The organism is Corallococcus terminator (genome assembly GCF_049194865.1).
Taxonomy (GTDB): Bacteria; Myxococcota; Myxococcia; order Myxococcales; family Myxococcaceae; genus Myxococcus; species Myxococcus terminator_A.
Genome location: NZ_JBLZWL010000053.1, coordinates 1 through 26309, shown reverse-complemented (window position 1 = coordinate 26309; position 26309 = coordinate 1). Strand labels below are relative to the sequence as shown.

At 70.5% G+C, this 26309-nt stretch carries 13 protein-coding genes; 7 read left to right on the top strand and 6 right to left on the bottom strand.

From position 1 onward, the window contains the following. Positions 1-9 precede the first annotated feature (9 nt). From ACN469_RS17860 to ACN469_RS17840, 5 genes are all read right to left on the bottom strand, one after another. Positions 10-1902 (bottom strand): sigma 54-interacting transcriptional regulator, encoded by a 1893-nt coding sequence (locus ACN469_RS17860; protein WP_498769475.1) that lies wholly within the window; start codon positions 1900-1902, stop codon positions 10-12. A gap of 28 nt (positions 1903-1930) precedes the next feature. Further along, a complete protein-coding gene (locus ACN469_RS17855) occupies positions 1931-2950 on the bottom strand; it encodes a hypothetical protein (RefSeq protein ID WP_498769473.1) in 1020 nt (339 codons plus the stop codon). Next, a complete protein-coding gene (locus ACN469_RS17850) occupies positions 2947-5028 on the bottom strand; it encodes a serine/threonine-protein kinase (protein WP_498769472.1) in 2082 nt (693 codons plus the stop codon). Before ACN469_RS17850 ends, ACN469_RS17855 begins: the two co-directional genes overlap by 4 nt. A 30-nt stretch (positions 5029-5058) precedes the next feature. Next, complete coding sequence (locus ACN469_RS17845; RefSeq protein WP_498769471.1) at positions 5059-6156, bottom strand: 6-phosphofructokinase; 1098 nt, start codon at positions 6154-6156, stop codon at positions 5059-5061. A gap of 141 nt (positions 6157-6297) precedes the next feature. Continuing rightward, positions 6298-6780 carry a hypothetical protein gene (locus ACN469_RS17840; RefSeq protein WP_498769469.1) on the bottom strand — a complete coding sequence of 161 codons (483 nt, stop codon included), beginning with the start codon at positions 6778-6780 and terminating at the stop codon, positions 6298-6300. A 169-nt stretch (positions 6781-6949) separates the two neighbouring features. Here ACN469_RS17840 and ACN469_RS17835 point away from each other — a divergent pair, with 169 nt between their 5' ends. The 5 genes from ACN469_RS17835 to ACN469_RS17815 all read left to right on the top strand — a co-directional run bounded on the left by ACN469_RS17835 (position 6950) and on the right by ACN469_RS17815 (position 12275). Further along, entirely contained in the window at positions 6950-7621 is a 672-nt protein-coding gene (locus tag ACN469_RS17835; protein ID WP_498769467.1) for a hypothetical protein, read from the top strand. Between the two features lie 160 nt (positions 7622-7781). Beyond that, entirely contained in the window at positions 7782-9122 is a 1341-nt protein-coding gene (locus ACN469_RS17830) for a S1C family serine protease (protein WP_498769465.1), read from the top strand. After that, on the top strand, positions 9110-10075 hold the full coding sequence (locus ACN469_RS17825; RefSeq protein ID WP_498769463.1) for an FHA domain-containing protein: 966 nt from the start codon (positions 9110-9112) through the stop codon (positions 10073-10075). The genes ACN469_RS17830 and ACN469_RS17825 overlap by 13 nt, the downstream gene beginning before the upstream one ends. Positions 10076-10178: 103 nt before the next feature. Then, on the top strand, positions 10179-11333 hold the full coding sequence (locus ACN469_RS17820) for a DUF4130 domain-containing protein (protein WP_498769461.1): 1155 nt from the start codon (positions 10179-10181) through the stop codon (positions 11331-11333). Between the two features lie 123 nt (positions 11334-11456). Further along, positions 11457-12275 (top strand): hypothetical protein, encoded by an 819-nt coding sequence (locus ACN469_RS17815; protein WP_498769459.1) that lies wholly within the window; start codon positions 11457-11459, stop codon positions 12273-12275. A gap of 26 nt (positions 12276-12301) precedes the next feature. Here ACN469_RS17815 and ACN469_RS17810 read toward each other — a convergent pair whose 3' ends face one another. Then, the gene (locus ACN469_RS17810; protein ID WP_498769458.1) at positions 12302-13282 is read right to left on the bottom strand and encodes an aldo/keto reductase; all 981 of its coding nucleotides are present in this window, start codon (positions 13280-13282) and stop codon (positions 12302-12304) included. 258 nt (positions 13283-13540) lie between these two features. Between ACN469_RS17810 and ACN469_RS17805 the strand changes: the two genes are divergently transcribed. Both ACN469_RS17805 and ACN469_RS17800 read left to right on the top strand, forming a co-directional pair. Beyond that, complete coding sequence (locus ACN469_RS17805) at positions 13541-18886, top strand: amino acid adenylation domain-containing protein (protein ID WP_498769456.1); 5346 nt, start codon at positions 13541-13543, stop codon at positions 18884-18886. Between the two features lie 4 nt (positions 18887-18890). Beyond that, on the top strand, positions 18891-26309 hold a 7419-nt coding region (locus tag ACN469_RS17800), incomplete at its 3' end, for a MupA/Atu3671 family FMN-dependent luciferase-like monooxygenase (protein WP_498769454.1).

The window sequence follows — 26309 nt, the reverse complement described above, 5'->3', positions numbered from 1 at the left end:
GGGGCCGCGTCAGAGCAGCTCGTCGCCCTCCTCGGGGGGCAGGGGCCGGCCGGTCTTCTCCGCTTCCAGTTTCTCCAGGTGGCGGAAGATGGTGCGAGGATCCACGCCCAGGTCCTTGGCCGTCTTCGTCCGGTTGCCGTTGTTTCGTGCGAGCACTTCGTTGATGTAACGCTTCTGGAATTCTTCCTTGGCCTGGAGCAGCGGCATGATGGGCTCCAGGTTCTCCGGCTTCAGGTCCAGGTCGTCGGGGCCCAGGATCGGCTTGTCCGACAGGACGACCGCCTTCTTGATGCGGTTCTCCAGCTCGCGGATGTTGCCGGGCCAGCCGTACTTCTTCATGGACACGGCGGCGGACGGGGTGAAGCCCTTGGCCCGGGAGCTGAACTCGCGCGAGTACTTGTGGAGGAAGAACTTGCCCAGCACGACGACGTCCTCGCCGCGCTCGCGCAGGGGCGGCAGCTTCAGGGTGACGACGTTGAGCCGGTAGTAGAGGTCCTCGCGGAAGGTGTTCCGCTTCACCTCGTCCTCGAGCACCTTGTTGGTGGCGGCCACGACGCGGATGTCCACCGGCTCGCCCCGGTTGTCGCCGACCTTGTAGACGATCTTCTCCTGGAGCGCCCGCAGGAGCTTCACCTGGAGCTGGAGGGGCATCTCTCCAATCTCGTCCAGGAAGAGGGTGCCGCCGATGGCCGCCTGGAACTTGCCCGCCTTGGTGGCCACCGCGCCGGTGAAGGCGCCCTTCACGTGGCCGAACAGCTCGCTCTCCAGCAGGTTCTCCGGAATGGCGCCGCAGTTGATGGTGATGAAGGGGCCCTTCACGCGGGGCGAGCGGCGGTGGAGCTCCCGGGCGATCAGCTCCTTGCCGGTGCCCGTCTCGCCGGTGATCAGCACGGAGATGTCCGTGGGGGCGATCTTGTCGATGCGCTTGTACACGTCGCGCATGCCCTGACAGGCCCCGACGATGTCGCCATAGCGCTGGTCCTCCAGCTTGCGGCGCAGCTCCGTCACGTCGAGCTTGAGGTCGTTGACCAGCATCGCGTTCTGCAGGACGAGTGACGCCTGCGCCGCGAAGATGGTGAGCATGTCCGCGCTCTTGGGCTCGAACCGGTTCACCAGCCGGTCATTGCCCACGTAGATGACGCCGAACAGGTCGCCCTTGTGCATCAGCGGCACGCACATGACGGAGTGCACGCGCAGGTTGACCACGGACTCGCTGGCCTTGAACTCGGGCGCGTCCACCGCGTCCGCGACGATGAGGGGCTTCTGGTCCTTGACCACCTTGGCGATGATGGAGTCGGACAGCTTCTCCACCGCGTCCTCGATGTTCTCCCGGGCCACGTTGCGCGCGACCTTCACGCGCGGATCCCCGCTCTCCATGAGGATGAGGAAGCCCTTGTCGGCGCGCGTCACCTCGATGGCCTCGTCCATCAGGCTCTCGAGGATGCGCTCCACGTCGTAGAGCGCCAGCAGCCGCTCGCTGAACGCGGTGAGCCGGCGCAGCATGGCCAGCTCGCGGCCGGGCACGCCGGGCAGCTCCGTGGTGTGCGAGTCCGCGGTCTCCGGACTGGCCACCGCGTCGCGGTGGGGCGTGAGGGCGGACGGCGGTGGGGCGCGCGGGGCGTCCTCGCGGGCGAACGTCAGCTCGGTGCCACCCACGCGCACCACGTCACCGGTGGCGAGCGCGTGCGAGTCGCGCTTCTTGCCGTTGACCTGGAACGTCGCGCCCAGGCTGCCGACCTCGTAGCGCGTGCCGTCGAACGTGACGTGCAGGGCGCTGTCGGGCACGCCGGAGTCTTCGAGCGGGATGTCGTTGTCCGGACCGCGGCCGACGCTGGTGATGCGCTTGTGCAGGGCGACCGCGCGGACCTTGCCATCAGGACTGCGGACGGTGAGGCTGGCCATAGGGCTTCACGTACCTGGAGAAAAAGGCTCAGAAGGAGAGGGTGAGTCCGGCGCCGAGTCCGCCGGAGGTGGGGTACAGCCCCAACCGCGCGGTGGGACGGGGTGCGGCGGCGCGGGGCTGGAGCTGGAGCTGCGACTCCGAGCGGGGCGTATTGGAGGAGGGCGTGTCGCGCGTCTCCACGGAGGTGCGTACCACCTGGTCCTCGTGGTGGTACAGCGCGTCCACCACGCCCAGCGCATAGATGGTGTAGAAGCCGGCGGCCGAGGCCAGCTTGAGCAACTGCCACGTGTCCCGCTGACGCTCGCGGCTGGTGGGGATGTAGCGGATGGTGATGGATGCCCTGCCATCCTCGTCGAGCACGTTGTCCAGCTCGATGGGTCGCTCCTCGAAGAGGGACTCGTAGGCGAAGTAGGAGATGATGCTCGTCACCGCGAGCACGCCCTCGGTGGCGGCGAAGACGATGCCCAGGCTGTTGCGGCCCTGCTGGAACTGGCCCGCGCCGAACGGCACGAAGTTGACCAGGAAGTTGCGCTTCTCCACCGTGCGGACGTTGACCTGACTGGCCAGCTCCTCGGCGCGGCGACGGAGGACCTCGGCTTCCATGCGCTCACGTTCGCGGCGCTCGGCCTCGGCCTTCTCGCGCTCCTGGCGCAGTCGGCGCTCCTGCCGGAGGAATTCCAGCTCATTGGTCATGTCGTCCTTGATGCTCTCCAGGAAGGTCACCGCCGGGGGCGGGACGACGAAGGGGTCCAGGCTGAAATCGGGGTCCAACCGGAGCAGGGCGCGCAGGTGACGCGAGGCCTCATCGGTGCGCCCCAGGTTGAAGGCGGCGAGTCCGGCCAGCTTGTGCAGCTCCACCAACTCGTCCTCGTTGAGCCCGCCACGGTCGATGCGGGCACCCGCGCGGTCCAGGACCTCGGCGTACTTGCCGTACTCGAAGCTGGCGCGCAGGGCGGCGACCTCCGGGTCTCCAGCCTCCTGCGCGAGCGAGGCGGCCGGGGTCCACAGCACGAGCCAGAGCGAGATGAACGCGAACCTTCGACTCATTCGGGGCGCAGGCTCCCGTGCAGAAGGGTGGGCTCGCCGGGACGCAGGTGCACCACGCGTCGCTCCGTCTTGAAGCCCGGATGGGAGATCTCCACCGTGACGGTGTGCTGGAAGCCCGCGGGCCCGCGTGGCGAGCGAATCTCGAACGGATGCTGGACGCTGTCGCGCGCGGTGCGCACCTGGTCGCCCACGCGCACGGTGGCCTCGGCGGGCTCGTACTCGAGCGACAGCGGCGCCGACTTGGGCTGGGCGCGCAGGTGGAAGGTGTTCTCCCCGTCGGGCTGCACGTCGATGGTCTCCACCACGTCCTCGCAGTAGTCGCAAGAGATGGTGATGGCGTGTGGGCCGGGGGCCAGCTCCACGTCGTGCTTCTGGAGGGCCTGGGCGCTGGGGAGGCCATCGTCCACGCGGATGAGCCCGAAGGGCCGCACGAGGATGGAAACCAGGATCTTCTTCGACGCGGATTTCCGGCCGACGACGCGGTCCTCGCCTGGACCTCCCGTCAGGGCGCGGGCGTCCTCCTGGGCGCCCCCGGTGGGACGTACCGCGCTCGCGCGCGCCGCGCTTCCGGCCACGGCGGGGGCCTGCCGGCTGTCGGGACGGCCGACGAGGGACTCCATGCGGGACGAGACGGTTCCGGGGGTGTAGCCCGGGAGGAGTCGCGACGGCTCGGCGCTTCTCGTGCGCGCATCGTCGGTCGGCGTGGCGTGAGGAGGGTTCGGGCGGGGAGCCGTGTCCACGGTGCCGGAGCCGGGAGGCTCGCGCGGGTCCGGGCCCGGGTTTCCCGAGCCGAGTGTTCCCTCGGGGCTGGAGTTTCCAACACCGGCGTTCGCGCCATCATGACCGATGTCGACCGAGCCCGCGTTGACGCTCTCGCCGCCCTGGGGAGGTCTGTCGGTGCCCGCCCCGAGGGCCGCCGCATCCGCGCGTGTGTGGTACGCCTTGTAGGCGCCCAGGCTCATGGCCGTGGCGGTGGCCAGTCCCACCGCCAGCCGGATGCCGCGCCGACGCCAGGTCTTCACGCGCTGCGCGCGCTGGATGCCCTTGAGCAACCCGAGCGCCCGCGCGTTCTGTGCGTCCAGCGCCAGCACATGATTGAGACTGCCGAGCGCCCTCGACGTGCGCTTCTCCGAGAGCATCCGCTCCCCGCGCTCCAGCAGCCCGGCGACGATGCGCTGCCTGGCCAGCTTCCGGTACGACGGCGGGTCCGCGAAGAACGACACCAGCTCCTCGCCCACGCGCGAGAAGCCCAGGCCCGCGAGGTAGTCCGCCAGCGCGTCACGCAGCTTGCCGGCATCCGGGTAGCGGTGCTGCGGATCTCTCTGGAGACACCGCGCGCAGATGTCCGCCAGCTCGTCCGACAGGGCGGGGAGGCGACGGCGCGGGTCCTCGTAGTCACCGTCGAGGATGCGCTTGAGCGTGGCCGTGGTGTTGGGCGCGGAGAAGGGCAGCCGCCCCGTCATGGCCGCGTAGAACATGATGCCCACGCTGAAGACGTCCGCCTCGGGACCGGCCTCCAGGCCCTCGATGATCTCCGGGGCCATGTGCGCGGGCGAGCCCACGAGCGAGCCCGTCACCGTCATCCGCTCCTCGATGTCGAGCAGCCGGGCGATGCCGAAGTCCATGAGCTTGAGGATGCCGTCCTCGCGCACCATGACGTTCTCGGGCTTGAGGTCTCGGTGGATGACGCCGGCCTCGTGGGCGTGCGCGAGGGCCGCGGCCAGCTCGTGGATGATCATCGCCGCCAGCTCGGGTGGATCCAGCGGGCCTTCGTCGAGGACCGTCTTCAGCGTCTGGCCCCGGATGTACTCGGTGACGATGAACGCGTCCTGCGCGTCCGCGGCGGAGAAGTCGAACACCTCCAGGATGTTGGGGTGGTGGAGCTTCGCCACCGCGCGGGCCTCGCGGGCCAGCCGCCTGCGCGACTCGTCCTTGCCGGCCAGGTGCGGGTGCAGCACCTTCACCGCGACTTCACGGTCCAGGGCGGTGTCGAGCCCCTTGTACACGACGCTCATGCCCCCCGAGCCGAGTTGCTCGAGGATGCGATAACGACCGATATGGCGGCCGACGAGCGTCATGACGTGCGGCGGTACGTGCCTCCCCCTCCCTCAGTCCCCGAAGCTGATGCCCATGCTCTTGGCGAAGCGCACCAGTTCGCCGGATGGGTCCACCCGGCGCTCCTTTCGCGACTCGCTCAGCGGTACCGCGACAAGCTGCCCGGCGCGCAGGGCCACCATGTGGTCCCACTGTCCGTCACGCACCAGGTCCAGCACTCCGCAACCATAGCGCGTCGCCAGCACGCGGTCCGCCGCGCTCGGACTTCCTCCTCGCTGGAGATGGCCCAGCACATTCACGCGAATCTCCGCCTCGATGTGCTGCGCCAGCAGCTCCGCGCACACCTTGCCGGAGCCGCCCAGCCGCACCACGCCTCGCCCGGGGACGTCCTCGGCCTTGTCCAACACGGCCAGCGTGCCGCCCACCGGGAACGCGCCCTCGGAGATGGCGATGATGGAGAAGCTGCGGCGGCGGGTGGCTCGGCGGCGCAGCTTCTCGACGATGGCCTCCACCCGGTACGGAATCTCCGGGAGGAGGATGACGTCGGCTCCGCCCGCCAGGCCGCTCTCCAGCGTGAGGAAGCCCGCGTGGCGGCCCATGATCTCCACCAGCATGACCCGGTCATGTGACTCGGCGGTGGAGTGCAGCCGATCCAACGCCTCCGTGACGATGAGGCGCGCGGTGTCGAAGCCGAACGTCTGGTCCGTCCCGCTCAAGTCGTTGTCGATGGTCTTCGGACAGCCGACCACCTTGAGGCCCTTCTCACTCAGCCGGTGGGCAATCGACAGCGTGCCGTCGCCGCCCACCGCGATGACCCCGTCGAGCTTCAGCGCCTCGCAGCGCCGCAGCACCGCGTCCGACACGTCGCGCTCCACCCAGCGCTCGCCTTCACGGAAGGCATAGAGGAACGGGTTGGCGCGGTTGGACGTGCCGATGATGGTGCCGCCCTTGGGGAGGATTCCGCGCGTGTCCTCCTCGGTGAGGGGACGCGTGAGGTCTGGCTCCACCAGCCCCATGTAACCGTTCTCGATGCCCACGAACTCATGACCGAACTCATGCGTGCCCCGCTTGACGAGGCCACGGATGAGCGCGTTGAGCCCGGGGCAGTCTCCGCCACCGGTGAGGACTCCGAGTCTCAGGGAACGGGCCATAGGGGTCGGACGCGGGTGTCAGAGGGGGGGTGGACCACCATGACAGCGACGTCGGACCTGATGATAGGAGGCCCCGGAGTCGGGGTGCAACGCGCGAATCAAATCAGAGGTCGGATTTCCGAGTGGAAACGCGAGCTTCCATCAGTCCCGCTTGAGGCGGCGACGTGAGGCGACCCGGTCCAGGAGGGCCTGGAGACGGGGTTGAGGGGCCTTGGGGAGCGCCTTGTCTGTCGGGGACTGTAGGGGCATCTCCCGCGCCATGTGGAAGATCTCCAGCAGCCGCTCCTTGAAGAGCTCGTTGTCCGGGCGTTCCTGGAGGGCGCGGCGGTAGGCGGCGGCTGCCCCCACGTAGTCCCCGAGGGCGAACAGGCGCTCACCCTCCTGAGCGGGTGAGGAGGGACCGAGCGGGAGGTCCGGCTCCTCGGGCGGTCGGATGGCTTCCAGCTTCTGGAGTTCCAGCGGGAGGAGGGACTCGCGCACGTTGGCGAGCTTGTCCGCGAGCGAGGCGTCACCCGGGAAGGCGTGGGTGAGCGTCTCGTAGAGGTCCACCGCCTCGACGAGCTCGCCACGGCGCAGGGCTCGGTCGGCGCGTGCCTCCATCTCCAACCGGGCTGCGGGAGTCATCTGGCGCGAGGTTACCCGCGCCGCCGAGGGATGTCACAACGAAGGCACGTGAGCGGTGACTTCGTCGCGACCCGGGGCCGAGACAGGCACGGGGTATTCGTGGGTTCGTCGTTCTTCGCGACCCACGGAGCGGCCAGCGGGCGCCGCGCGGGAGCCCTATGCTCGTGGCGTGAATCTCTCCTGGGTGGCTGGAGGCTGGTTGCTGCTGTCGGGCGCGCTCGGCTCCGAGCTGCGTCGAGACGGTTACGTGCTGCGACCGCCGGAGAGTTTTCACATGGTGCGGTGGGAGCCGTATGCCGGGTCGGTGGCGGGAGCGGTGTCTCTCGATGCGGAGGCGACGCGGAGTCTGTCAGCGGCGCTGGCGGACGGAGAGGGGCCCGAGGCGGCGACGATGTTGGTCTCGGTGGTGGAGCGGAGCTTCTCCGCCAGTCCCTCCGACCGGGATGACTTCGCTTCGGCGGTGATGCAGCACTTCCAGCGGGAGCTGGGCGTGACGCTGTCTCCGGAGCGCGTGGACCGGGTGGGTGGAGTCGTTCCGCGCGTGGAGGTGCTGGGCACGCTGAGAGATTCGGGACAGGTCCGCACGGTGCTGGTGGCGGGGCTCGCGTCCGAGGGCCGTCACGCGGTGGTGGTGGTGAGCGCGCCCGCGGTGCGCTGGGAGGTGCTGGCTCCAGGGGTGCGCGCGTCGCTGGACACGTTCCGGTTGGAGGCGACGACCGCGCCGGGGGTGGTGCCGCGCCGGGTGCTGGGCGCGCTCGCGGGAGCCCTGGCGGGTGCGCTGGTGGCGTCGTACGCGGCGTGGCGTCGGATGCGAGCGGGGAAGGGCGCCTCCGAGGCGTGAATCCGGCCCGCCCCCGCGAGGCACCTTCAGCGGGGCGGAGCCTGGCCGCTGGCGGGCACGCCGCCAACAGGGCAGGTGGGGCGGCGAGCGCACGCGGGCTCCGCTTCTGTCGCGACTCGGTGCCCACGCGCGCGGCGCTGGGATAGCGTGCGCGGCATCCATGTTCGTCCTCTTCCTCGTCGCCGTGCTGGGGCAGGCGCCGTCGGTCGCTCCCTCGGAACCGGGTGTGCTGTCTCCCGCCGAAAGCGAACCCGCCGTCGCGCCTGTTCCCGCGCCCGAGTCCCCACCAGCCGTGCTGCCTCCAGCCACCCACGAGCTGTTCCAGCGCATCCAGAACCGCGTCGCCCAGGTGCGCATCATCGAGCGACGCTCCGGCACGCGCTCGTCCATCGGCTCGGCCTTCTTCGTCTCGGCCACCGGGCACGCCATCACCAACTACCACGTGGTCTCAGACGTGGTGCTCCACCCGGAGGACTACACCGCGGAGCTCGTCCTGCGCAGCGGCGGCGAGCCCGTGCCGGTGCGACTGGTGGACGTGGACGTCGTGCATGACCTGGCCGTCATCCGGATGGAAGGCGCGGTGAAGGAGTTCTTCGCCCTGGAGGACCGCGAGCCGCCGCAGGGCGCGCGCCTGTACGCCATGGGCAACCCGCACGACCTGGGGACCACCATCGTCGAGGGCACCTACAACGGCTTCATCCAGGACTCGCTCTACGAGCGCATCCACTTCAGCGGCGCCATCAACCCCGGCATGAGCGGTGGGCCCACGCTCACGGGGCAGGGCCGCGTGGTGGGCGTCAACGTCGCCACCATGGGCAACCAGCTCGGCTTCCTCGTCCCGGTGAAGCACGCGAGCGCGCTCCTGACGCGGGCGCTGGAGGCGAAGCCGGACGACGCGCTCATCCTGGTGGACCGCGTGCGCGCGCAGCTCGTCGAGAACCAGCAGCGCCTCACCGAGCAGATGCTGGCGGCGCCGGTGCCGAAGCAGAAGCTGGGCGCCTACCAGGTCCCGGGCCGGTGGATTCCCTTCCTCAAGTGCTGGGGCGACACGCCGCATGACCCGGAGGTTCCGTACACGGTGACGAACTACCAGTGCTCCTCGGAGGAGGACATCTACCTGTCCTCGCATCACCGCACGGGCGTGGTGACGTTCCTGCACCAGCAGGCCTCCAGCCAGAAGCTGGGCGCGCTGCGCTTCTCCTCCCTGTACAGCGCGCTGTACGCGCAGGACCCGGACACGGTGGAGGCCTCGCGCGAGGACGTCACCAACTTCCGCTGCGCCACGGAGTTCGTGGACGTGGCGGGCCTGCCGGTGCGCGCCGCGATGTGCCTGCGCGCGTACAAGCGCTTCCCCGGCCTCTACGACCTGGTGCTGCGCGCCGCCGCGCTCAACGCCAGCACCAGCGGAGTCGACACCAGCCTCACGCTGGGCGGCTTCACGGCGGACAACGCGCGCAAGCTGGCGCGCCGCTACCTGGAGGGGCTGTCGTGGACGAAATGATCTTCCTGGAGGTGCTGGAAGGCGACTCCGTCCACGAGCGCCACCGTCTGGAGCGCTTCCCCGCGACGATTGGCCGGGCGTACTCGAACGACGTCATCCTCGACGACCCCAAGGTCTCCCCCGAACACCTGCGCATCGAGCGGCGCGAGGACGGCGCGCTCGTGGTGCGCGACGTGGGCAGTCACAACGGCACCTGGCGGGTGGACCCCTGGGCCCCGCTCGCGGAGCTGGAGCTGGCGCCTGATACGCGCGTGGCCGTGGGTGACACGGTGCTGCGCTTCCGGCGAAGAGATCACGCGGTGCCCGGCACCGTCATCACCGCGCCCGTCGCGCCCAGGGAGCGCGTGTTCGAGCACGCCCGCGCCTTCCCCGTGGCGCTGCTGGCGCTGCTCTGCGTCAGCACCCTGGAGACGCACCTGGGCAACTACGGCCGCACGGACTGGGGCGATTTGACGGTGGCGGTGGTGACGCCGCTCACCCTGACGCTGCTGTGGGCGGGCGGCTGGGCCGTCGCCAGTCGCATCTCCCGCCGCCGGTTCCACTACCGCACGCACGCCACCATCGGCAGCCTGGTGTTGCTGGGCGCGGTGTCGCTGCCGCCGCTCATGTCGGCGCTCGGCTTCAGCCTGGGGCTGGGCGCGGGCCTGACCTGGCTGTACCACGCGGCGTTCCTGCTGCTCATGGGCTGGGGCCTGTTCTGGCACCTGCGCTACGTGGCGCGGTGGGAGCCCGGGCGGCTGGTGAGGGTGCTCGCCGTGGTGACGCTGAGCTTCGGCGCCCTGTCCCGGGCGAATGACCTGCTGGGCAACGAGCCCTTCAGCACGTCGCTGGACTTCCCTCGCACGCTGTTGCCCCCCGCGTTCCGCCTGGCCCGTGCCCAGCCCGTGGACTCCTTCTTCGAGGAGCTGGAGGGACTCCAGGAGCAGGTGGACGTGCTCGCGAAGGAGGAATAGCCGCGAGGAAGCTGGGAGACGTCACGGGTGGGATGGTGATGTCAGACCTGGAGGGTAGAACCCCTCCACGCGCGCGAGCACCCTCGGAGGTGGCTCGCGGCGTGTGTCGCTGAGCGACCAGGAGGTCCAGGTGCGGGTGAGTGTGGCGCCGGAGCTGGCGGTGTTTCGGGAAGTGGCGCGGGGGCTGTTGGCGCGGGGACTGCCTCCGGAGCGGGTGTCCTTCGAGGAAGCGCCGGGCCCGTGGAATGGACGGGTGGATGCGCTGTTGAGCGGCATGGCGGCGGGGGCTCTACCGGTGGTGCCCCGGGACTTCCTGGGGCTGGCGGAGAAGGTGGTGTGTCACCGGGAGCCGGAGCGCTGGGCGCTGCTGTACCGCGTGCTCTGGCGGCTGACGCACGGGGAGCGGCGCCTGCTGGAGCGGGAGGTGGACCGGGACGTCCAGCGTCTGCGGCGGATGGAGCGCGCGGTGCGGCGGGACATGCGCGGCCTCGTGATTCGCGTCCGCTTCCGGCGCGGGCTGTCGGACGGCGCGGAGCGGTATGTCGCGTGGTACCGGCCGGAGCACCACGTCGTCAGGCTGGCGGCGCCCTTCCTCGTGGGGCGGTTTCCCACGCTGCGCTGGAGCCTCTTCACTCCGGACGTCAGCGCGCACTGGGACCTGGCGCGGCTCAGCTATGGCGCGGGGCTGGCGTGGGAAGCGCCGCCACGAACCGGAGGCACGGCGCGAAGCGTGCTCTCACGGAGATCGCCGACCCCACTGGAAGGGCCCCAGGTGGGCGCGCCAGTGATGATGGTGGGAGACGTGCCCGACACGCGGGAGGACGGGGACGTGCCGGGCTTCGTGGGGCCGGCGGGGCGACTGCTGGAGGTGGTGCTCTCGCGTGCGGGGCTGAAGCCCACGGACCTTCATGTCTCGCGGGGGCCCTGGTCAGAAGGGGACACGGAGGTGCCGGGCTGGAGAGAGGCACAGGCGTTCCGCGAAGCGCTGGCGTCGGAGGTGGCCTCGGTGCGCCCGCTGTTGATGCTCGCGCTGGGCGGCGTCGCGGGGCAGGCCGTGCTGGGGCCGGGGTTCCGCCTTCACTTGAACCGGGGACAGTTCGTCCAGACGCCCTGGGCACGTGGCGCCATGGCCACCTTCGCGCCCTCGGACGTCCTGAGCCGGGTGGACCCTCGGGAGCGCGCGGAGCTGCGCATCCACTTCGAGGCGGACCTGCGCTCAGCGGCGCAGTGGCTCAGGCATGCCGGGGCTCGTGGGTAACGTCTGGGGGGCACGTCCATATCGGCCCGCCCGGGGATGCTTGCTCCCTGGGCCCGCGGTGCACCGGCTTGTCGCGACGGTGGTATTTTGCGGGGAAGGCAAAACCCACCAAGGGGACTCTTGATGCGTCGCTCCGCGCTGACCCTGTTGCTGCTCTTCTCCGCCGGGTGCTCTCGGTCCACCCTGGTGCGTCAGGGGCCGCCCGTCATCGTCGCCACCCCGGAGCTGGCGAAGCAGTCCGGCTTCGAGCCCTGGGCCATCTCCATGCCCTTCGGCCACGCGCAGGACGGCAGCGCGCTGGTGCTGAGGTTCCTGGAGCGCGCGGAGACGTCGGGGGCGCGCTACATCAGCAACGTCCAGGTGGTGTTCATGGCGAACGACGCGGGCACGGAGCTGGAGTGCCGCACGCAGCTGATGCCGGAGGGCCCTCTTCCGCCGTGGAAGGCCCTGGTTCGCACCGCCATGTCGGCGGGGAAGTACGCCCCGCTGCGGCTCGTCGCTCGCCCCGTGCCGGACGTGATGACGGTGTGTCAGCAGGTCATGGTGTCCCAGACGATGACGCAGGCCATCCGCAGTGGTGTCCACCCCTCCCAGGGCGGCTCCAACGCGCTGAGCAGCGCCACCTTCACGGTGTCGAGGCCCGAGACCCGCTGTGGGACAGCGACGGTGACGCGCATGCTCACCCGCTATGCGTTCGAGGACGCCGTCAATTACGTCCCGCCGCGCATCGACCGGATCGCGCAGTCCCGCACGGAGCTGAAGCTCCAGGAGTCGGAGGCCGAGTGCCTGCCGAGGGACCCGCGCGCCCCGCGCACCAACCGCATCGAGGCGGTGGCCTACGGCGGCTCTGGTCCTCGGGCCGCCTTCCTGGAGCTGCCCACGCCCGCTCCGGCGGAGGCTCCGGTGGAGGCGTCGCAACCCTCCAGCCGGGTGGACCTCTGAGTTTCTCGCGGTACCGCTGCCGCGGCCTACATGCCGCGCAGCGCGTGGGGCTGGTAGGGCGCCTCCAGGGCCTGGAGCTCCTCGGGCCGGAGCTCGAGGTCCACGGCGCGCAGGGCATCCTCCAGGTGCTCCATCTTCGTGGCGCCGATGATGGGCGCCGTCACCACGGGACGTGACAGCAGCCACGCCAGGGCGACCTGGGCGGGAGCCACGTTGCGCGCCTCCGCCACCCGTCGCGTGGCCTCCACCACGTCCCAGTCTCCCGGCTGGTCATACAGCACCGGCGCGTAGGCATCCGTCTTCGCGCGCGGCGTCGCGTCCCGGTCTCCTAGGGACTTGCGCGTCCCCGCGAGCAGGCCGCGCGCGAGCGGAGACCAGGGGAGCACGCCAATGCCCTCCGCCTCGCACAGGGGCAGCATCTCCCGCTCCTCCTCGCGATAGACGAGGTTGTAGTGGTCCTGCATGGACACGAAGCGGGACCAGCCCTTCAGGTCCGCCACGCCCAGGGCCCGCGCGAACTGCCACGCATACGTGGACGACGCGCCCAGGTAGCGCACCTTTCCCTGGCGGACGAGCTGCTCCAGCGCGGACAGCGTCTCCTCCAGCGGCGTGTGCGGGTCCATCCGGTGGATCTGATAGAGGTCGATGGTCTCCATGCCCAGGCGCTTCAGGCTGGCCTCGCACGCCTGGACGATGTGCTTGCGGGACAGCCCTCGCATGTTGGGCCCGTCCGCCATGGGGAAGTACACCTTGGTGGCGACCACCACCTCTTCCATCTTCGCGTAGCGTCGCAGCGCACGGCCCGTCACCTCTTCGCTGACACCGAGCGAGTACATGTCCGCCGTGTCGAAGAAGTTGATGCCCATCTCCACCGCGCGGCGGAAGAACGGCTGCGAGGCTTCCTCGTCGAGGACCCATGGGCGCCACGAGGGCGTGCCGTAGCTCATGCAGCCCAGGCACAGCCGTGAGACGCGCAGGCCGGTGCGGCCCAGTTGCGTGTACTTCATGGAAGTGGCTCCTCTCGTCGGGGGTCGACGCCGCACATCGTCACGAACGTTCGTGAATATGCAACCGGTCAACACCGATGTGCTGGGTCATTCGTGATGACGCGCCTTTTCTGCATGGCGAGAATCCATTAAAAGTACGGCGAATCCAGGGGGCGTCGGTCGGAGCAGCAGGGACTTCGCGCCCGGATTCACGGGACGCGTGTGTGCCGAGCTGAAACGGCCGCCGTCTCGCTGAAAAACCCCCTCGGGACATTCGACATGCACCTGCCGACTCGCGCTGCCCCCGCCTCCGCGTTCGTTCGTCCAGAGACAGCCACCCTCGTCGACGTGTGCCGCTCCCGGGCTGTGTCTCAGCCAACGGATCCCATCTTCACGTTCGTCGACGAAGAGGGGGAGCACACTGTCACCTACGCGGAGCTGGACGCGCAGGTGCGCGCGGTGGCGGCGCGGCTCCAGCGGGAGATGGCGCCCGGAGACAGGGCGTTGCTCATGTATTCACCGGGGCGTGAGTACGTGGTGGGTTTCCTCGCGTGCCTTTATGCGGGCGTGGTGGCGGTGCCCGCATATCCGCCGGATGTGATGCGACTGGGGCGCACGCTGCCCCGGCTCCAGGCGCTGGTGGCGGACTGCGGCGCGCGCGTGGCGCTCACGACGTCCGGAATCTCGGAGCTGGTGGGACCGCTCACCGAGGGACTGGAGGACCTGCGCGCGCTGCGCTGGTTGTCGACGGACACGGTGCCCCTCGACGAGGCCGCGTCGTGGCGTGAGGCGGGCGTGCGCGACGACACGGTGGCGTTCCTCCAGTACACGTCGGGCTCCACCGGCTCGCCGCGCGGCGTGGTGCTGGCCCACAAGCAGTTGATGCACAACTGCGAGCTCATCGCCCTGGGGTTCGACGCGAAGCCGAACCCGAGGTTCGTCTCGTGGCTGCCGCCGTACCACGACATGGGGCTCATCGGCGGCATCGTCCATCCGCTGTATCGGGACATGCATGCGTCGCTGATGGCGCCGTTGTTCTTCCTCCAGCGGCCCATGCGGTGGCTGGAGATCATCTCGCGCCACGGCGGCACGGTGAGCGGAGGGCCCAACTTCGCGTTCGACTTGTGCGTGCGCAAGAGCACGCCGGAGGAGCGGGCCGCGCTGGACCTCAGTCGCTGGGAGGTCGCGTTCTGTGGCGCGGAGCCAGTGCGCGCGGAGACGATGGCGCGCTTCGAGGAGGCGTTCGCGCCCGCGGGCTTTCGACGTCACGCGCTCTATCCCTGTTACGGGCTCGCGGAGGGCACGCTCATCGTCACGGGCCGTCAGCGCGTCGCGGAGCGTCCGGTGGACCTGGTGGTGCGCGGCTTCTCCCGCGAGGGCCTGGAGCGGGGCGAGGCGCGGTCGCCCGCTCATACCGACGACAGCGCGGTCCTGGTGGGCAGCGGCGAGGTGCTGGGCGCGCAGGAGCTGCGCGTGGTGGACCCCCAGACACGCGAGCCGAAGGCCCCGGGGCAGGTGGGCGAGCTGTGGGTGCGCGGGCCCAGCGTCGCGGAGGGCTACTGGCAGCGTCCCGAGGAGACGGAGCGCGACTTCCAGGGACGACTCGCTGGGACGGGAGAGGGGCCCTTCCTGCGCACGGGAGACCTGGGCATCGTCGAGGGCGGAGAGGTCTTCGTCACGGGGCGCTTGAAGGACGTGCTCATCCTGCGCGGGCGCAACCTGTACCCGCAGGACCTGGAGCTGACGGTGGAGCGCGGCCACTCGGCCCTGCGTCCGGGGTGTGGCGTCGCGTTCTCGGTCGAGGCGGAGGGCGAGGAGCGGCTCGTCATCGTTCAGGAGGTCTCCGGGAGGGCTGCCGAAGGGAGCGTCATCGACGAGGCGCTCGCGCGCATCCGGGCCACGCTCGTCGAAGAGCACGGCGTGGCGGCGCACGCGGTGGTGCTCATCACCTCGGGGAGTCTGCCCAAGACGTCCAGCGGCAAGGTGCAGCGGCGCGTGACGAAGCAGGCGTTCCTCGCCGGGGACCTGGAGGTCGTGAGGGAGTGGCGGGAGAGCCGCGCGGACGTGCTCGCGCGGGACGGGGTTGCGCTCGCGTCGGAGGCGCCGACTTCTGGAGACGTGTTCTCGTGGCTCGCGAGCGAGGTGGCGCGGAGGCTCGGTGTCGCCGCGAGCACGCTGGACGCCGATGCTCCGCTCACGCAGTACGGCCTGGACTCGCTGCGCGGGCTGGATGTGATGCATGCGGTGCAGCAGACGTGGCGCGTGTCGTTGCCGCCCACGCTCCTGCTCCAGGGGCCGAGTCTGCGCGATGTGGCCGCGTGGGTGGAGCGCGTGCGCGGCGCGGGAGCAGAGCCCTCTGATTCGTCGGCCGACGCTCCGGACGTCGGGGACGCGGTGCCTCATGTCTCGGACGGACAGCGCGCGCTCTGGTTCCTTCAGCGACTGGCGCCGGGGAGCACCGCGTATCACATCGCGCGCGCGATGCGCCTGTCGCGGGACGTGGACCTGGACGTCCTGGCGCAGGCGTTCTCCGGGCTCGTCACCCGTCATCCCGCGCTCGCGTGCGCGTTCCCCGAGGAGCGGGGTGAGCCGGTGCTCCGTCCCGCCGCCGCGCCCGTGCTGGAGCAGGAGTCCGCTCGGGGCTGGACGGAAGCGGCCCTGCGCGAGCGACTGGACGCGGAGACGCACCGTCCCTTCGACCTGGCGAGCGGGCCGATGATGCGCATGCGGGTCTTCACCGACGTCGAGGGTGGCCCGGTGCTCCTGCTCGTCTTCCACCACCTCATCACCGACTTCTGGTCGCTGGAGGTGATGGCCGAGGAGCTGGGGGTCCTCTACACCGCCGGCCTTCAAGGCGTCCCCGCGGCGCTGCCGCCACCCCCGGCCCCTGTCGCCCCCATCCTCCGCGCGCAAGAGGTGCTCCATGCGGGGACGCGAGGCGACGGGCTCCAGGCGTGGTGGCGCGAGAAGCTGAGCGGCGAGCTGCCAGTGCTGGAGCTGCCCACGTCGGGCCCACGCCCCCGGCTCCAGTCCTTCCGAGGCGCCGCCGTGCCCTTCCGCGTGGAAGAGGAGACTGCCTCGCGCTTGCTGTCGCTGGGGACCACTCGCGGCGCCACGCCCTTCATGGTGCTCCTTGCGGGCTACCTCGCCTTCCTGCGCCGCTACACCGGACACGAGGACTTGCTGGTGGGGACGCCGACAGCGGGCCGGGCGCGCGCGGACCTGGCGCGCCAGGTGGGCTACTTCGTCAACCCCGTGCCCCTTCGCGCCACTGTGACGAAGGGGATGTCGTTCTCCGCGCTGCTGGCGGAGGTGCGCGGCGTGGTGTTGGAGGCGCTGGAGCGCCAGGAGCTGCCCTTCGCGCGGCTCGTCGAGCGGCTCCAGCCTCGGCGGGATGCGTCGCGCGCGCCCGTGTTCCAGACGATGTTCGTGCTGCACTCCGGGCGTCCGGGGCGCGAAGCCCTCGCGCCCTTCGCGCTCGGAGGCGAGGGGACACAAGTCCGGCTGGGCGCACTGGAGCTGGAGTCCTTCCCGCTTCAAAACCAGGCCGCGGCCTTCGACCTGACGTTGTCGATGGCGGAGTCGCGAGGAGGCTTCGCGGCGAGCCTGGAGTACTGCACGGACCTGTTCGACACGCAGGTTGCCCAGCGCATGGCCCGTCACCTGGCGGCACTGCTGGACGCAGCGTCGCGGACTCCCGACGTGCCCCTGTTGGAGCTGCCCCTGCTGGACGAAGTAGAGCGACGCGCGGCGCTGGCGGCAGGTCGCGGGCGAGCGACGTCCGAGCCCCTGGCGCTGACAGGTCTGCACGAGGCCTTCGAGTCCTGGGTGGCCCGGACGCCAGAAGCCGAGGCGCTGGTGGCGGGCGCGTCGCGGTGGACGTATCGCGAGGTGAATGACTGGTCGGACCGGGTCGCGGCGAGACTGCGCCGCCAGGGTGTGGGCCCCGAGTGTCGAGTCGGCGTGCAGTTGGAGCGCGGAGGGCCCGAGGCGCTCATCGCCTTCCTGGCGGTGCTGAAGGCCGGTGGAACGGTGGTGCCGTTCGATCAGGGCTACCCCTCGGAGCGGGTCTCCTGGATGTTGAGCGATTCCGGCGCGCGCTGGCTGCTCGTCCAGGAGCGGTTCGCACGGCGACTGACGCTGCCACCGGAAGTGACGACGCTCCCATGGGAGGAGCACGGCGCTCGTGACGCACGAGACGGAGACTCTCCGCACGAACCGCACACGCTGCCCACGTCGGACTGCACGGCGTACATCATCTACACCTCCGGCAGCACGGGACGTCCGAAGGGCGTGATGATCTCGCATCGGAGCGCCCTGCAACTGGTCGAGACGATTCGACAGGGTTTCGCGTTGGCCCCTGGAGCGAGGGTGCTTCAGTTCGCCTCACCGGCCTTCGACGTCTCCGTCTGGGAATACATCCAGGGCTTGATGACGGGAGCGACGCTGGTCCTGCCTCCTCCGGGCGAGGTGCTCGCGGGTGAGACGCTGCACCGGGTGCTGCGCGAGGAACGCATCAACCTGGTGACGCTCCCTCCGTCTGCCTGCGCGTTGTTGCCGGACACACCCCTTCCAGATTTGAAGACGCTCGTCTCCGCGGGCGAGCCCTGTCCGGAGGACCTGGTGTCCCGCTTCGCCCCGGGGCGGGTGATGCTGAACGCCTATGGCCCCACCGAAGTCACCGTCTGCTCGGCGTGGTCCACGTGTGTCGTGGGAACCGGAGCGCCGGACATCGGCCCGCCCTTGCCGCATGTCGAGGCCTACGTGCTCGACGAGTCCCTGCGACCTGTTCCTCCTGGCGTGACGGGAGAGCTGTTCCTGGGAGGACTGGCCGTCGCGCGCGGCTACGAAGGGCGCCCGGACCTGACCGCCGAGCGCTTCATCCCGGACCCGTATGGCACCGTGCCGGGGGCGCGCCTGTATCGCACTGGCGACCTGGCGCGTTGGCGTCCGTCCGGTCACCTCGACTTGCTGGGCCGGTTGGATGCGCAGGTGAAGCTGCGCGGGTTCCGCATCGAGCCAGGCGAGGTGGAGGTGGCCCTGCGCGAACTGGCGGGGATGCGGCAGGCCCATGTCCGGGTGTGGCGCCCGCCGGCGGGAGGAGAGCCTCGACTGGTCGCGTACGTGGTGCCGCCCGAAGGCGGGATGCCGACTCCAGGAGAGGTGCGAGCGAGTCTCCGCGCGCGCCTGCCGGAGCACCTCATCCCCGCGGACCTCGTCCCGTTGGAGGCGCTGCCGTTGTTGTCCAGCGGCAAGGTGGACACGCGGGCCCTGCCGGCTCCGGCGCGAGCGGCTCCCTCGGAGGGCTCGCCGCGCACGCCCTTGGAGGAGACGCTGGTGCAGGCGTGGGCGGAGACGCTCGGGTATCCGACGGTGAGCGTGCACGCCCACTTCTTCGATGACCTGGGCGGCAGCTCGCTGTCGGCGGTGCGCGCGTGCGCCCGGCTGCGCGAGGTGCTCGGCCGGGAGGTCCCCGTCACCCATTTCTTCGAGCATCCCACGGTCCACGCGCTGGCGCGGAGGCTGACCTCCGAGTCGGAGCCGGGGACGCAGAGCGTAAAGCACCAGGAGCGTGCGGAGGCCCGTCGTCAGGCTCTCCAGCGTCGCGGCGGAAGGAACACCTGAGATCATGGCGGACCAGGACCTGACGAACGGTAGCGGCAACGACATCGCCATCATCGGTATGGCCGGGCGGTTTCCCGGCGCGGCGAATGTGCGGGAGCTCTGGCGCAATCTCCTCGACGGCGTGGAGTCGGTCTCCCGCCTGTCGCCTGTGTCGCTGGAAGCCTCGCCACTGGTGCCCGAAGCGCTGCGCAAGCACCCGGACTTCGTGCCCGTGGCGGGGGTGCTGGAGGGGGCGGATACCTTCGACGCGGACTTCTTCGACGTGCCCCCGCGCGAGGCGTTGTGGATGGACCCGCAGCAGCGGGTGTTCTTGGAATGCGCCTGGGCCGCGCTCGAGGACGCGGCCTATGACCCGACTCGCTACGCGGGGAAGATCTCCCTGTACGCGGGCGCGTCGCCGTCGCTGCACACGCTGGGCATGCTGGGACAGGGACAACTGGACCCCGCCTCGCTGTACGAGGTGATGGGCACGTCCGGCGAGAACCTGGCCACCAAGGCGTCCTTCAAGCTGCGGCTGCGGGGTGAGAGCCTCGCCGTCTACACGGCATGTTCCACCGGCCTGGTCGCGGTGCACATGGCCTGTCAAAGCTTGCTGCTGCGCCAGTCCGACATCGCGCTGGCGGGCGCGGTGCGTGTCTCGTTGCCACAGCGCACCGGCTACCTCTTCCAGGAGGGGATGATCCTCTCTCCGGATGGACACTGCCGTGCCTTCGACGCGCGCGCGGCCGGCACGGTGCCGGGCAATGGCGTCGCGGCGGTGGTGCTCAAGCCGCTGGCGGACGCGCTGCGGGATGGAGACCACATCCACGCCGTCATCCGAGGCTCCGCGCTGAACAACGATGGTGGCCTGAAGGTGGGCTACACGGCGCCCAGCGTGGAGGGACAGGCGGACGTCGTCGGCGAGGCGCTCGCCTATGCGGGGCTGACGGCGGACGACATCGGCTACGTCGAGGCGCATGGCACCGGCACGGCGCTGGGAGACCCCATCGAGGTCGCGGCGCTGACGCGGGCCTTCCGGCGGGACACGGACCGCAAGGGCTACTGCGGCCTGGGCTCGGTGAAGACGAACCTCGGACACCTCGACACCGCGGCCGGGCTCGTGGGGTTCATCAAGGCGGCCCTGGTGCTCTCCGAGGAGGTGATACCTCCCACGCTCCACTTCACGTCGCCCAACCCCGCCATCGACTTCGCGAACAGTCCCTTCTCCGTCGTCGCGGAGAAGCGCGCCTGGCCGCGTGGCGAAGTGCCCCGGCGCGCGGGAGTGAGCTCGTTCGGGATTGGCGGCACCAACGCGCATGCGGTGCTGGAGGAGGCGCCGAAGAAGGCGGCCTCGGGCCCGAGTGCTCGGCCCGCGCAGCTCGTCACCGTGTCCGCGCGCACGGCGCAAGCGCTCACCACGTCGGTGCATGAGCTGGCGGAGTGGCTGGAGTCGGCCCCCGCGGACGTGTCGCTCGCGGACGTGGCCTTCACGCGCAACCTGGGGCGGGGCGCCTTCGAGCATCGGCTCGCGGTGGTGGCGAAGGACCGGGCGGAGCTGCTCGCGCGACTGCGGACGCCGAGCAACGGGCGCGTGCTGGAGGACATGGCCGCCGCGCGAGAGCGGCGCGTGGCCTTCCTGTTTCCAGGGCAGGGCGCGCAGTCGCTGGGGATGGGGCGCGAGCTGTACGGCGCGGAGCCGCTCTTCCGCGAAACGGTGGACACCTGTCTGCGCGAGCTGGGGCCCGCGCTGGAGAAGGTGCTGCGCGACGTGCTGCTGCCCGGTCCGGGCGCGGAGGCCGTGGCACGCGAGGCGCTGGGCGACCCACGTCACGCGCTGCCCGCGCTGTTCTGCGTGGAGTACGCGCTGGCGAAGCTCTGGGTATCGTGGGGCATCCAGCCGGGGGCGCTGCTGGGACACAGCTTCGGCGAGTACACGGCGGCCTGCCTCGCGGGAGTCCTGCCGTTGGAGGACGCGCTGACGTTGGTGGTGGCGCGCGGACGGCTGATGTCGCGACTGCCTCCGGGAAGCATGACGGCGGTGGGCTGCGCGGAAGAGGTGGTGCGCCCGTTGCTGACGGGAGCGCTCGCCCTGGCGGCGGTGAACGGGCCCGAGCGGTGCGTGGTGTCCGGGCCCACGGCGGAAGTCGAAGCCCTGGAGCGTGAGCTGGTGGCCCGAGGTGTGGGCGTGCTGCGACTGCCCGCCGGACATGCCTTCCATTCGGATGCCGTGGAGCCGCTGAAGGAGGAGCTGTCGCGCGTGGTGGCGGGCCTGCGCCTCTCCGCGCCACGGGCGCCGTATGTCTCCAGCGTCACGGGCACGTGGATTCGTCCGGAGGAGGCCACGGACCCCGCTTACTGGGCGCGACAGATGCGGGCCCCGGTGCGCTTCGGGGATGGACTGGAGACGCTGAAGGAGGGCGGCTTCACCCTCTTCCTGGAGGTGGGACCGGACCAGGCGCTCACCTCGCTGGCGCGGCTGGGCCTGCGTGGACACGCGGGGCGCGCGGTGGCCTCACTGCCTCGTGCCGGCTCGAAGGTCAGTGAACACGGCGTGCTCATGGAGGCGCTGGGCGCGCTCTGGGAGTCGGGTCTGGAGCCTGACTGGACGCGCGTCTATGCGAACGAGCGACGCCGCAGGGTGTCGTTGCCCACGTATCCGTTTCAGCGTCGGCGCTTCGCGTTGGACTCGCCCGCGGTGCTCGTGACGACGCCTGTCATCTCGGTGTCGCCCGGCGTGGCCTCCGCGCCCGTCCGTGCCGAGCCACCCGTGGCGGTGGAAGTCCCCGCGAACAAGGCGGGGCCGCGAACGGATGTGGAGCGAGGCGTGCTCGCGATCTGGCGCGAGCGACTGGGCCGTTCGGACTTCGGCATCCACGATGACTTCCTGGAGCTGGGTGGCAACTCGCTGATGGCGGCGCAGATGCTCACGCGGCTGCGCGAGGCCTTCCCGGTTCAGCTCCCGCTGAGCGACTTGTTCGAGGCGCCCACCGTGGCGGGCGTGTCGGCGCGAATCCAGGCGCGACTGGGAGCCGAGGGCCTGGGCGCGAAGGAAGGCGCGCTGCCGCCCCTGGTGCGCATTGCTCGTGATGGAGTGCTGCCCCTGTCCGTGGTGCAGGAGCGCGTCTGCGCGCTGGAGGACTCGCTCCCGGGCAACCCCGCGCTGAACATGTCGGTGGCCCTGCGGCTGTCGGGCCTGCTCGACGTCGCGGTGTTGCGGCGGAGCTTGGAGGAAGTCGCGCGGCGTCACGAGGCCCTGCGCACGACGTATCCACACGTGGATGGACACAGGGTTCAGCGCGTCTCCTCAGAGGTGCGAGTCCCCCTGGCCATCGACTCCCTCGTGGGGATGGCGGCGGAGGCGCGCGAAGTGGAGTGGCGTCACCGGGTCTTCGCGGAGATGTCCCATCCGTTCGACCTCACGCACGGGCCGGTGGTGCGCGCCCGGTTGTTGAAGCTGGAGGAGCAGGAGCACCTGCTCGTCATCTCGGTCCACCATGTCGTGTGTGACACGTGGTCGCTGGTGGTGTTCAGCAGCGAGCTGGGGACGCTCTACGGCGCCTTCTCGCGAGGCGAGGCCTCACCCCTGCCGGAGCTGGCGATCCAGTACATCGACTACGCGGCCTGGCAGCGGAAGGCCCTGGAGTCAGGGGCCTTCTCCTCGCAAGCGGCGGCCTGGCGTGAGCGGTTGGCCGGCCTGCCCGGACGGCTGGACCTGCCCGTGGACCTTCCTCCGGGTGAGGGGCCCGCGTTGAGCGGAGTCCGACGCGCTGTCGGCTTCTCGGAGTCACTGACGAGCGCGGTCCATGCCCTGGCGCGCCGTGAGGGAATTACTCCCTTCATGGTGCTGCTCGCTTCGTGGCAGGCGCTGCTGGCGCGCTGGGCGGGACGCGACGACATCGTGGTCGGGACGCCCATTGGCAACAGGACCCGTCCGGAGCTGGAGCCGTTGATCGGCTACGTCGCGCATGCGGTGCCCCTGCGCACGGACCTGTCCGGGGACCCCACGTTCCGCGAGCTGCTCGGGCGCGTGCGGGATGTCACGCTGGACGCGTACTCACAGCCGGATGTGCCCTACGAGCACCTCATCCATGAGGTGGAGCCCACGCGCGCCCCGGGCCGTGAGCGCGTGTTCGATGCGCTCTTCGTCCTGCACCCCCGCTTCGATGCGACCCTGCAGGCGCCCGGGCTGCGGATGCAGTTGGTGGAAGTGGAGGAGGGGCCGCCTCGCTTCGGCGCGGTACTGTCGCCCCTGTCAGTGTCGATGGGTGAGGACGCCGGAGGCTTCGCGGGCACGCTCGACTACGCGGTGGAGCGCTTCGCGCCGCAGACCATCGACCGGCTGCTGTCGCACTGGACGTCGTTGCTCACGTCGGCCCTCGCGGACCCCGAGCAGCCGCTCTCCGGCCTGCGTCTGGAGGCCGACGGACCCAAGGCCCTTCCGCATCCTTCTTCCGAGGCTTCGGCGCCGCCGCGCACGGTCTCCGCGCTGCTGGAGCTTCGCGCCATGCAGACGCCGGAGGCTGTGGCGCTGTCGATGGAGGGGCAGGGGGATGTCTCGTGGCGGAGCTTGTACGCGGAGGCGACTCGCTTCGCGTCCGAGCTGCGCACGAGGGGCGTGGGCCCCGAGGTGCTCGTGGCCGTGTGCCTGGAGCCGTCGGTCGAGCGCGTGGTGACGCTCTGGGCGGTCCTGGAGGCGGGCGGTGCCTACGTGCTGCTCTCCGTGCCGCAGCTCCGAGAGCTGGCCACCCTCGCACCCGAGGGAGGGGCTCCCCCCTTGTTGCTGACGCACGCGCGTCTGCACACGAGCGTGCCGTTGGACCCGGCTCGCGTCATCCACGTCCCGGCGCTCTCGACGTGGGTGGATTCAGAGGTCGGACTCTCGGCGCGGGATTCCACCTCGCGCCCCGCGACGGAGTCTTCACCAGAGGCGATGGTCTGCCTGGAGTCGCTGGTGGGGCCCACGGGCGCGCGACTGCGTGCCATGCACACGGCGCGCACGGTGGACGCGCTGTTCCGGCGGCTCGACGCGGCTGGCGAGGTGACGGCGGGGACGTGGCTCTCCGCGGAGGAAGCGGGGGCGCCGGGAGCGGGACTGGAGCTGCTATGGGCGCTGACGCGCGGGCTTCGAGTGGTGCTGCCATCGGAGCGCGCCCGGCTCGTGCTGACCACGTCGAGCGTCGCGGGGGGCCGCCCCGGACCTGACTTCAGCCTGTCCTTCTTCGCCAACGACGAGGACTCCCTGGGCGGGCGGAAGTACCGCTTGCTGTTGGAGGCAGCGAAGTACGCCGACACGCGGGGCTTCTCCGCGGTGTGGACGCCTGAGCGGCACTTCCATTCGTTCGGCGGGCTGTACCCCCGGCCGGCGGTGGTCGGCGCGGGCGTGGCCACGGTGACGGAGAAGTTGGGGATTCGCGCCGGCAGCGTGGTGCTTCCGCTGCATGACCCCATCCTCGTGGCGGAGGAGTGGTCGGTGCTGGACAACCTGTCCAACGGCCGCGTGGGCGTGTCGTTCGCCTCCGGCTGGCACGCGAATGACTTCGTCTTCGCGCCGGACCGGTATGCGCGGCGCAAGGAGGTCATGTTCAAGGGCATCGAGGAGGTGCGCACGCTGTGGCGTGGCGGCTCGGTGCTCCGGCGCAACGGCACGGGTGACGAGGTGGAGGTGTTCCTTCGTCCGCGCCCCGTGCAGAAGGAGCTTCCGTTCTGGCTCACGGCGGCGGGGAGCCCCGACACGTTCCGCATGGCGGGTGAGCTGGGGGCGTATGTCCTCACGAACCTGATGGGGCAGAACCTGGACGACCTGGCGTCGAAGGTGGCGCTCTATCGCGAGGCCTGGCGGCAGCACGGCCACGCGGGGCGCGGACACGTGAGCCTCATGCTCCACGCGTTCATGGGAGAGGACGAGGCGGAGGTCCGCCGTCGCGTGCGCAAACCCCTGCTCGAGTACTTCCGCAGCTCGGTGGACATCCTCCAGGCCTTCGTGGCCAGCCTGGGTCTCAAGGGGGACTTCCGCTCGCTGACGCCGGGGGACATGGACTCCCTGCTGGAACACGGGCTGACGCGCTACGTGGAGGAGGGTGGCCTCTTCGGAACACCGGACACGTGTGGACCGGTGGTGGAGCGCGTGAAGCGCCTGGATGTGGATGAGGTGGCCTGCCTCGTGGACTTCGGCGTGGAGGTGGAGGCGACGCTCGACTCACTCACGCAACTGGACGTGTTGCGAGGACGCTTCGCGCCACCGTCGACGTCGCCCGTGCCCACCGTGACGCTCCACGAAGGGCCGAGCGCCGCCGAGGCGTTGCTGTCGCTGGTGCGCCAGACAGGCGCCACGCACCTGCACCTCACCGCGACGCTGGCGCGAGCCCTGTCCGCGCTGCCCGAGGCTCCGGAGGCGTTGCGTCCGGTTCAGCACGTCCTGCTCGAAGAGGCGAAGGAGGAGGTCGCGGAGGCGCTGTCGCGGACGCTGTCGGCCGGGGTATCGCGCCGCGAGCCGATGCTCGGGCTGGGAGCCTGGCTGCGGTCCGGAGCGGCTTCGCCTTCAACGAAGGACGCCGTGTCGTGGGACGTGGTGGACGCGCGAGGCCGCTCCGTGCCCGTGGGCGTCGTAGGAGAGCTGGTGGTGACGGGAGGTCAGGCGCCGCGCAAGCTCTGGAATGCGCCGACCTCCGTCGCGCTCCGCCTGCTCGCGGACGGTGAAGCGGGGCCTCGCCTCGCGATGGGACGCAGGGCGCGCCGCCGCCTGGATGGCTCGCTGGAGTTGCTGCCTCCGCTGCCCGTGTCGACGCGTCGTCCGACCCCGCCCCGTGCCGTGGTGCAGTCGGGTGGGACAGCTCGGCGCGAGGGCCCACCGCCCATTCAACGCGTCTCCCGCGAGCGCCCGCTGCCGCTCTCCTTCGCGCAGCAGCGGCTCTGGTACATGGACCGGCTGGAGCCGGGAAATGTGGCCAACAACAACGCGGTGATGCTCTCGCTGAAGGGCACCCTCGACGTGGCCGCGCTCGAGCGCGCGCTCAACGAGGTGGTGCGCCGTCACGAGGTCCTGCGGACCCGATTCTCCATGTCCGATACGGGCGGGGTGCAACACATCGCGGAGTCGCTCGAGGTGCCGCTCCTCCTCTGCGCGCTGGACGAGGAGGGCAAGGCGGGCGTGGAGCGTTGGGCTCGAGAAGAGGCGCGCAAGAACTTCGACCTGGAGACGGGGCCGCTGCTGCGCACCTCGTTGCTGCGCGTCCGTGAGGACGAGCACGTGCTGTTGATCGCGATGCACCACATCGTGTCGGACGGCTGGTCCTCCGGTGTGATGTTCCACGAGCTGGCGAGCCTCTATGCCGCGTTCCTCGCGGGCCAGCCGTCTCCCCTCGCGCCCGTCACGGTGCAGTACGCGGACTACGCGGCCTGGCAGCTCGAATGGATGCGAGGCCCGGAGCTGGCGGCCGAGCAGGCC

Excerpts from the sequence above, each read along its gene's own strand:
- ACN469_RS17860 (WP_498769475.1), bottom strand. The coding sequence starts at position 1,902 with ATGGCCAGCCTCACCGTCCGCAGTCCTGATGGCAAGGTCCGCGCGGTC.
- ACN469_RS17855 (WP_498769473.1), bottom strand. The coding sequence starts at position 2,950 with ATGAGTCGAAGGTTCGCGTTCATCTCGCTCTGGCTCGTGCTGTGGACC.
- ACN469_RS17850 (WP_498769472.1), bottom strand. The coding sequence starts at position 5,028 with ATGACGCTCGTCGGCCGCCATATCGGTCGTTATCGCATCCTCGAGCAA.
- ACN469_RS17845 (WP_498769471.1), bottom strand. The coding sequence starts at position 6,156 with ATGGCCCGTTCCCTGAGACTCGGAGTCCTCACCGGTGGCGGAGACTGC.
- ACN469_RS17840 (WP_498769469.1), bottom strand. The coding sequence starts at position 6,780 with ATGACTCCCGCAGCCCGGTTGGAGATGGAGGCACGCGCCGACCGAGCC.
- ACN469_RS17830 (WP_498769465.1), top strand. The coding sequence starts at position 7,782 with ATGTTCGTCCTCTTCCTCGTCGCCGTGCTGGGGCAGGCGCCGTCGGTC.
- ACN469_RS17815 (WP_498769459.1), top strand. The coding sequence starts at position 11,457 with ATGCGTCGCTCCGCGCTGACCCTGTTGCTGCTCTTCTCCGCCGGGTGC.
- ACN469_RS17810 (WP_498769458.1), bottom strand. The coding sequence starts at position 13,282 with ATGAAGTACACGCAACTGGGCCGCACCGGCCTGCGCGTCTCACGGCTG.
- ACN469_RS17805 (WP_498769456.1), top strand. The coding sequence starts at position 13,541 with ATGCACCTGCCGACTCGCGCTGCCCCCGCCTCCGCGTTCGTTCGTCCA.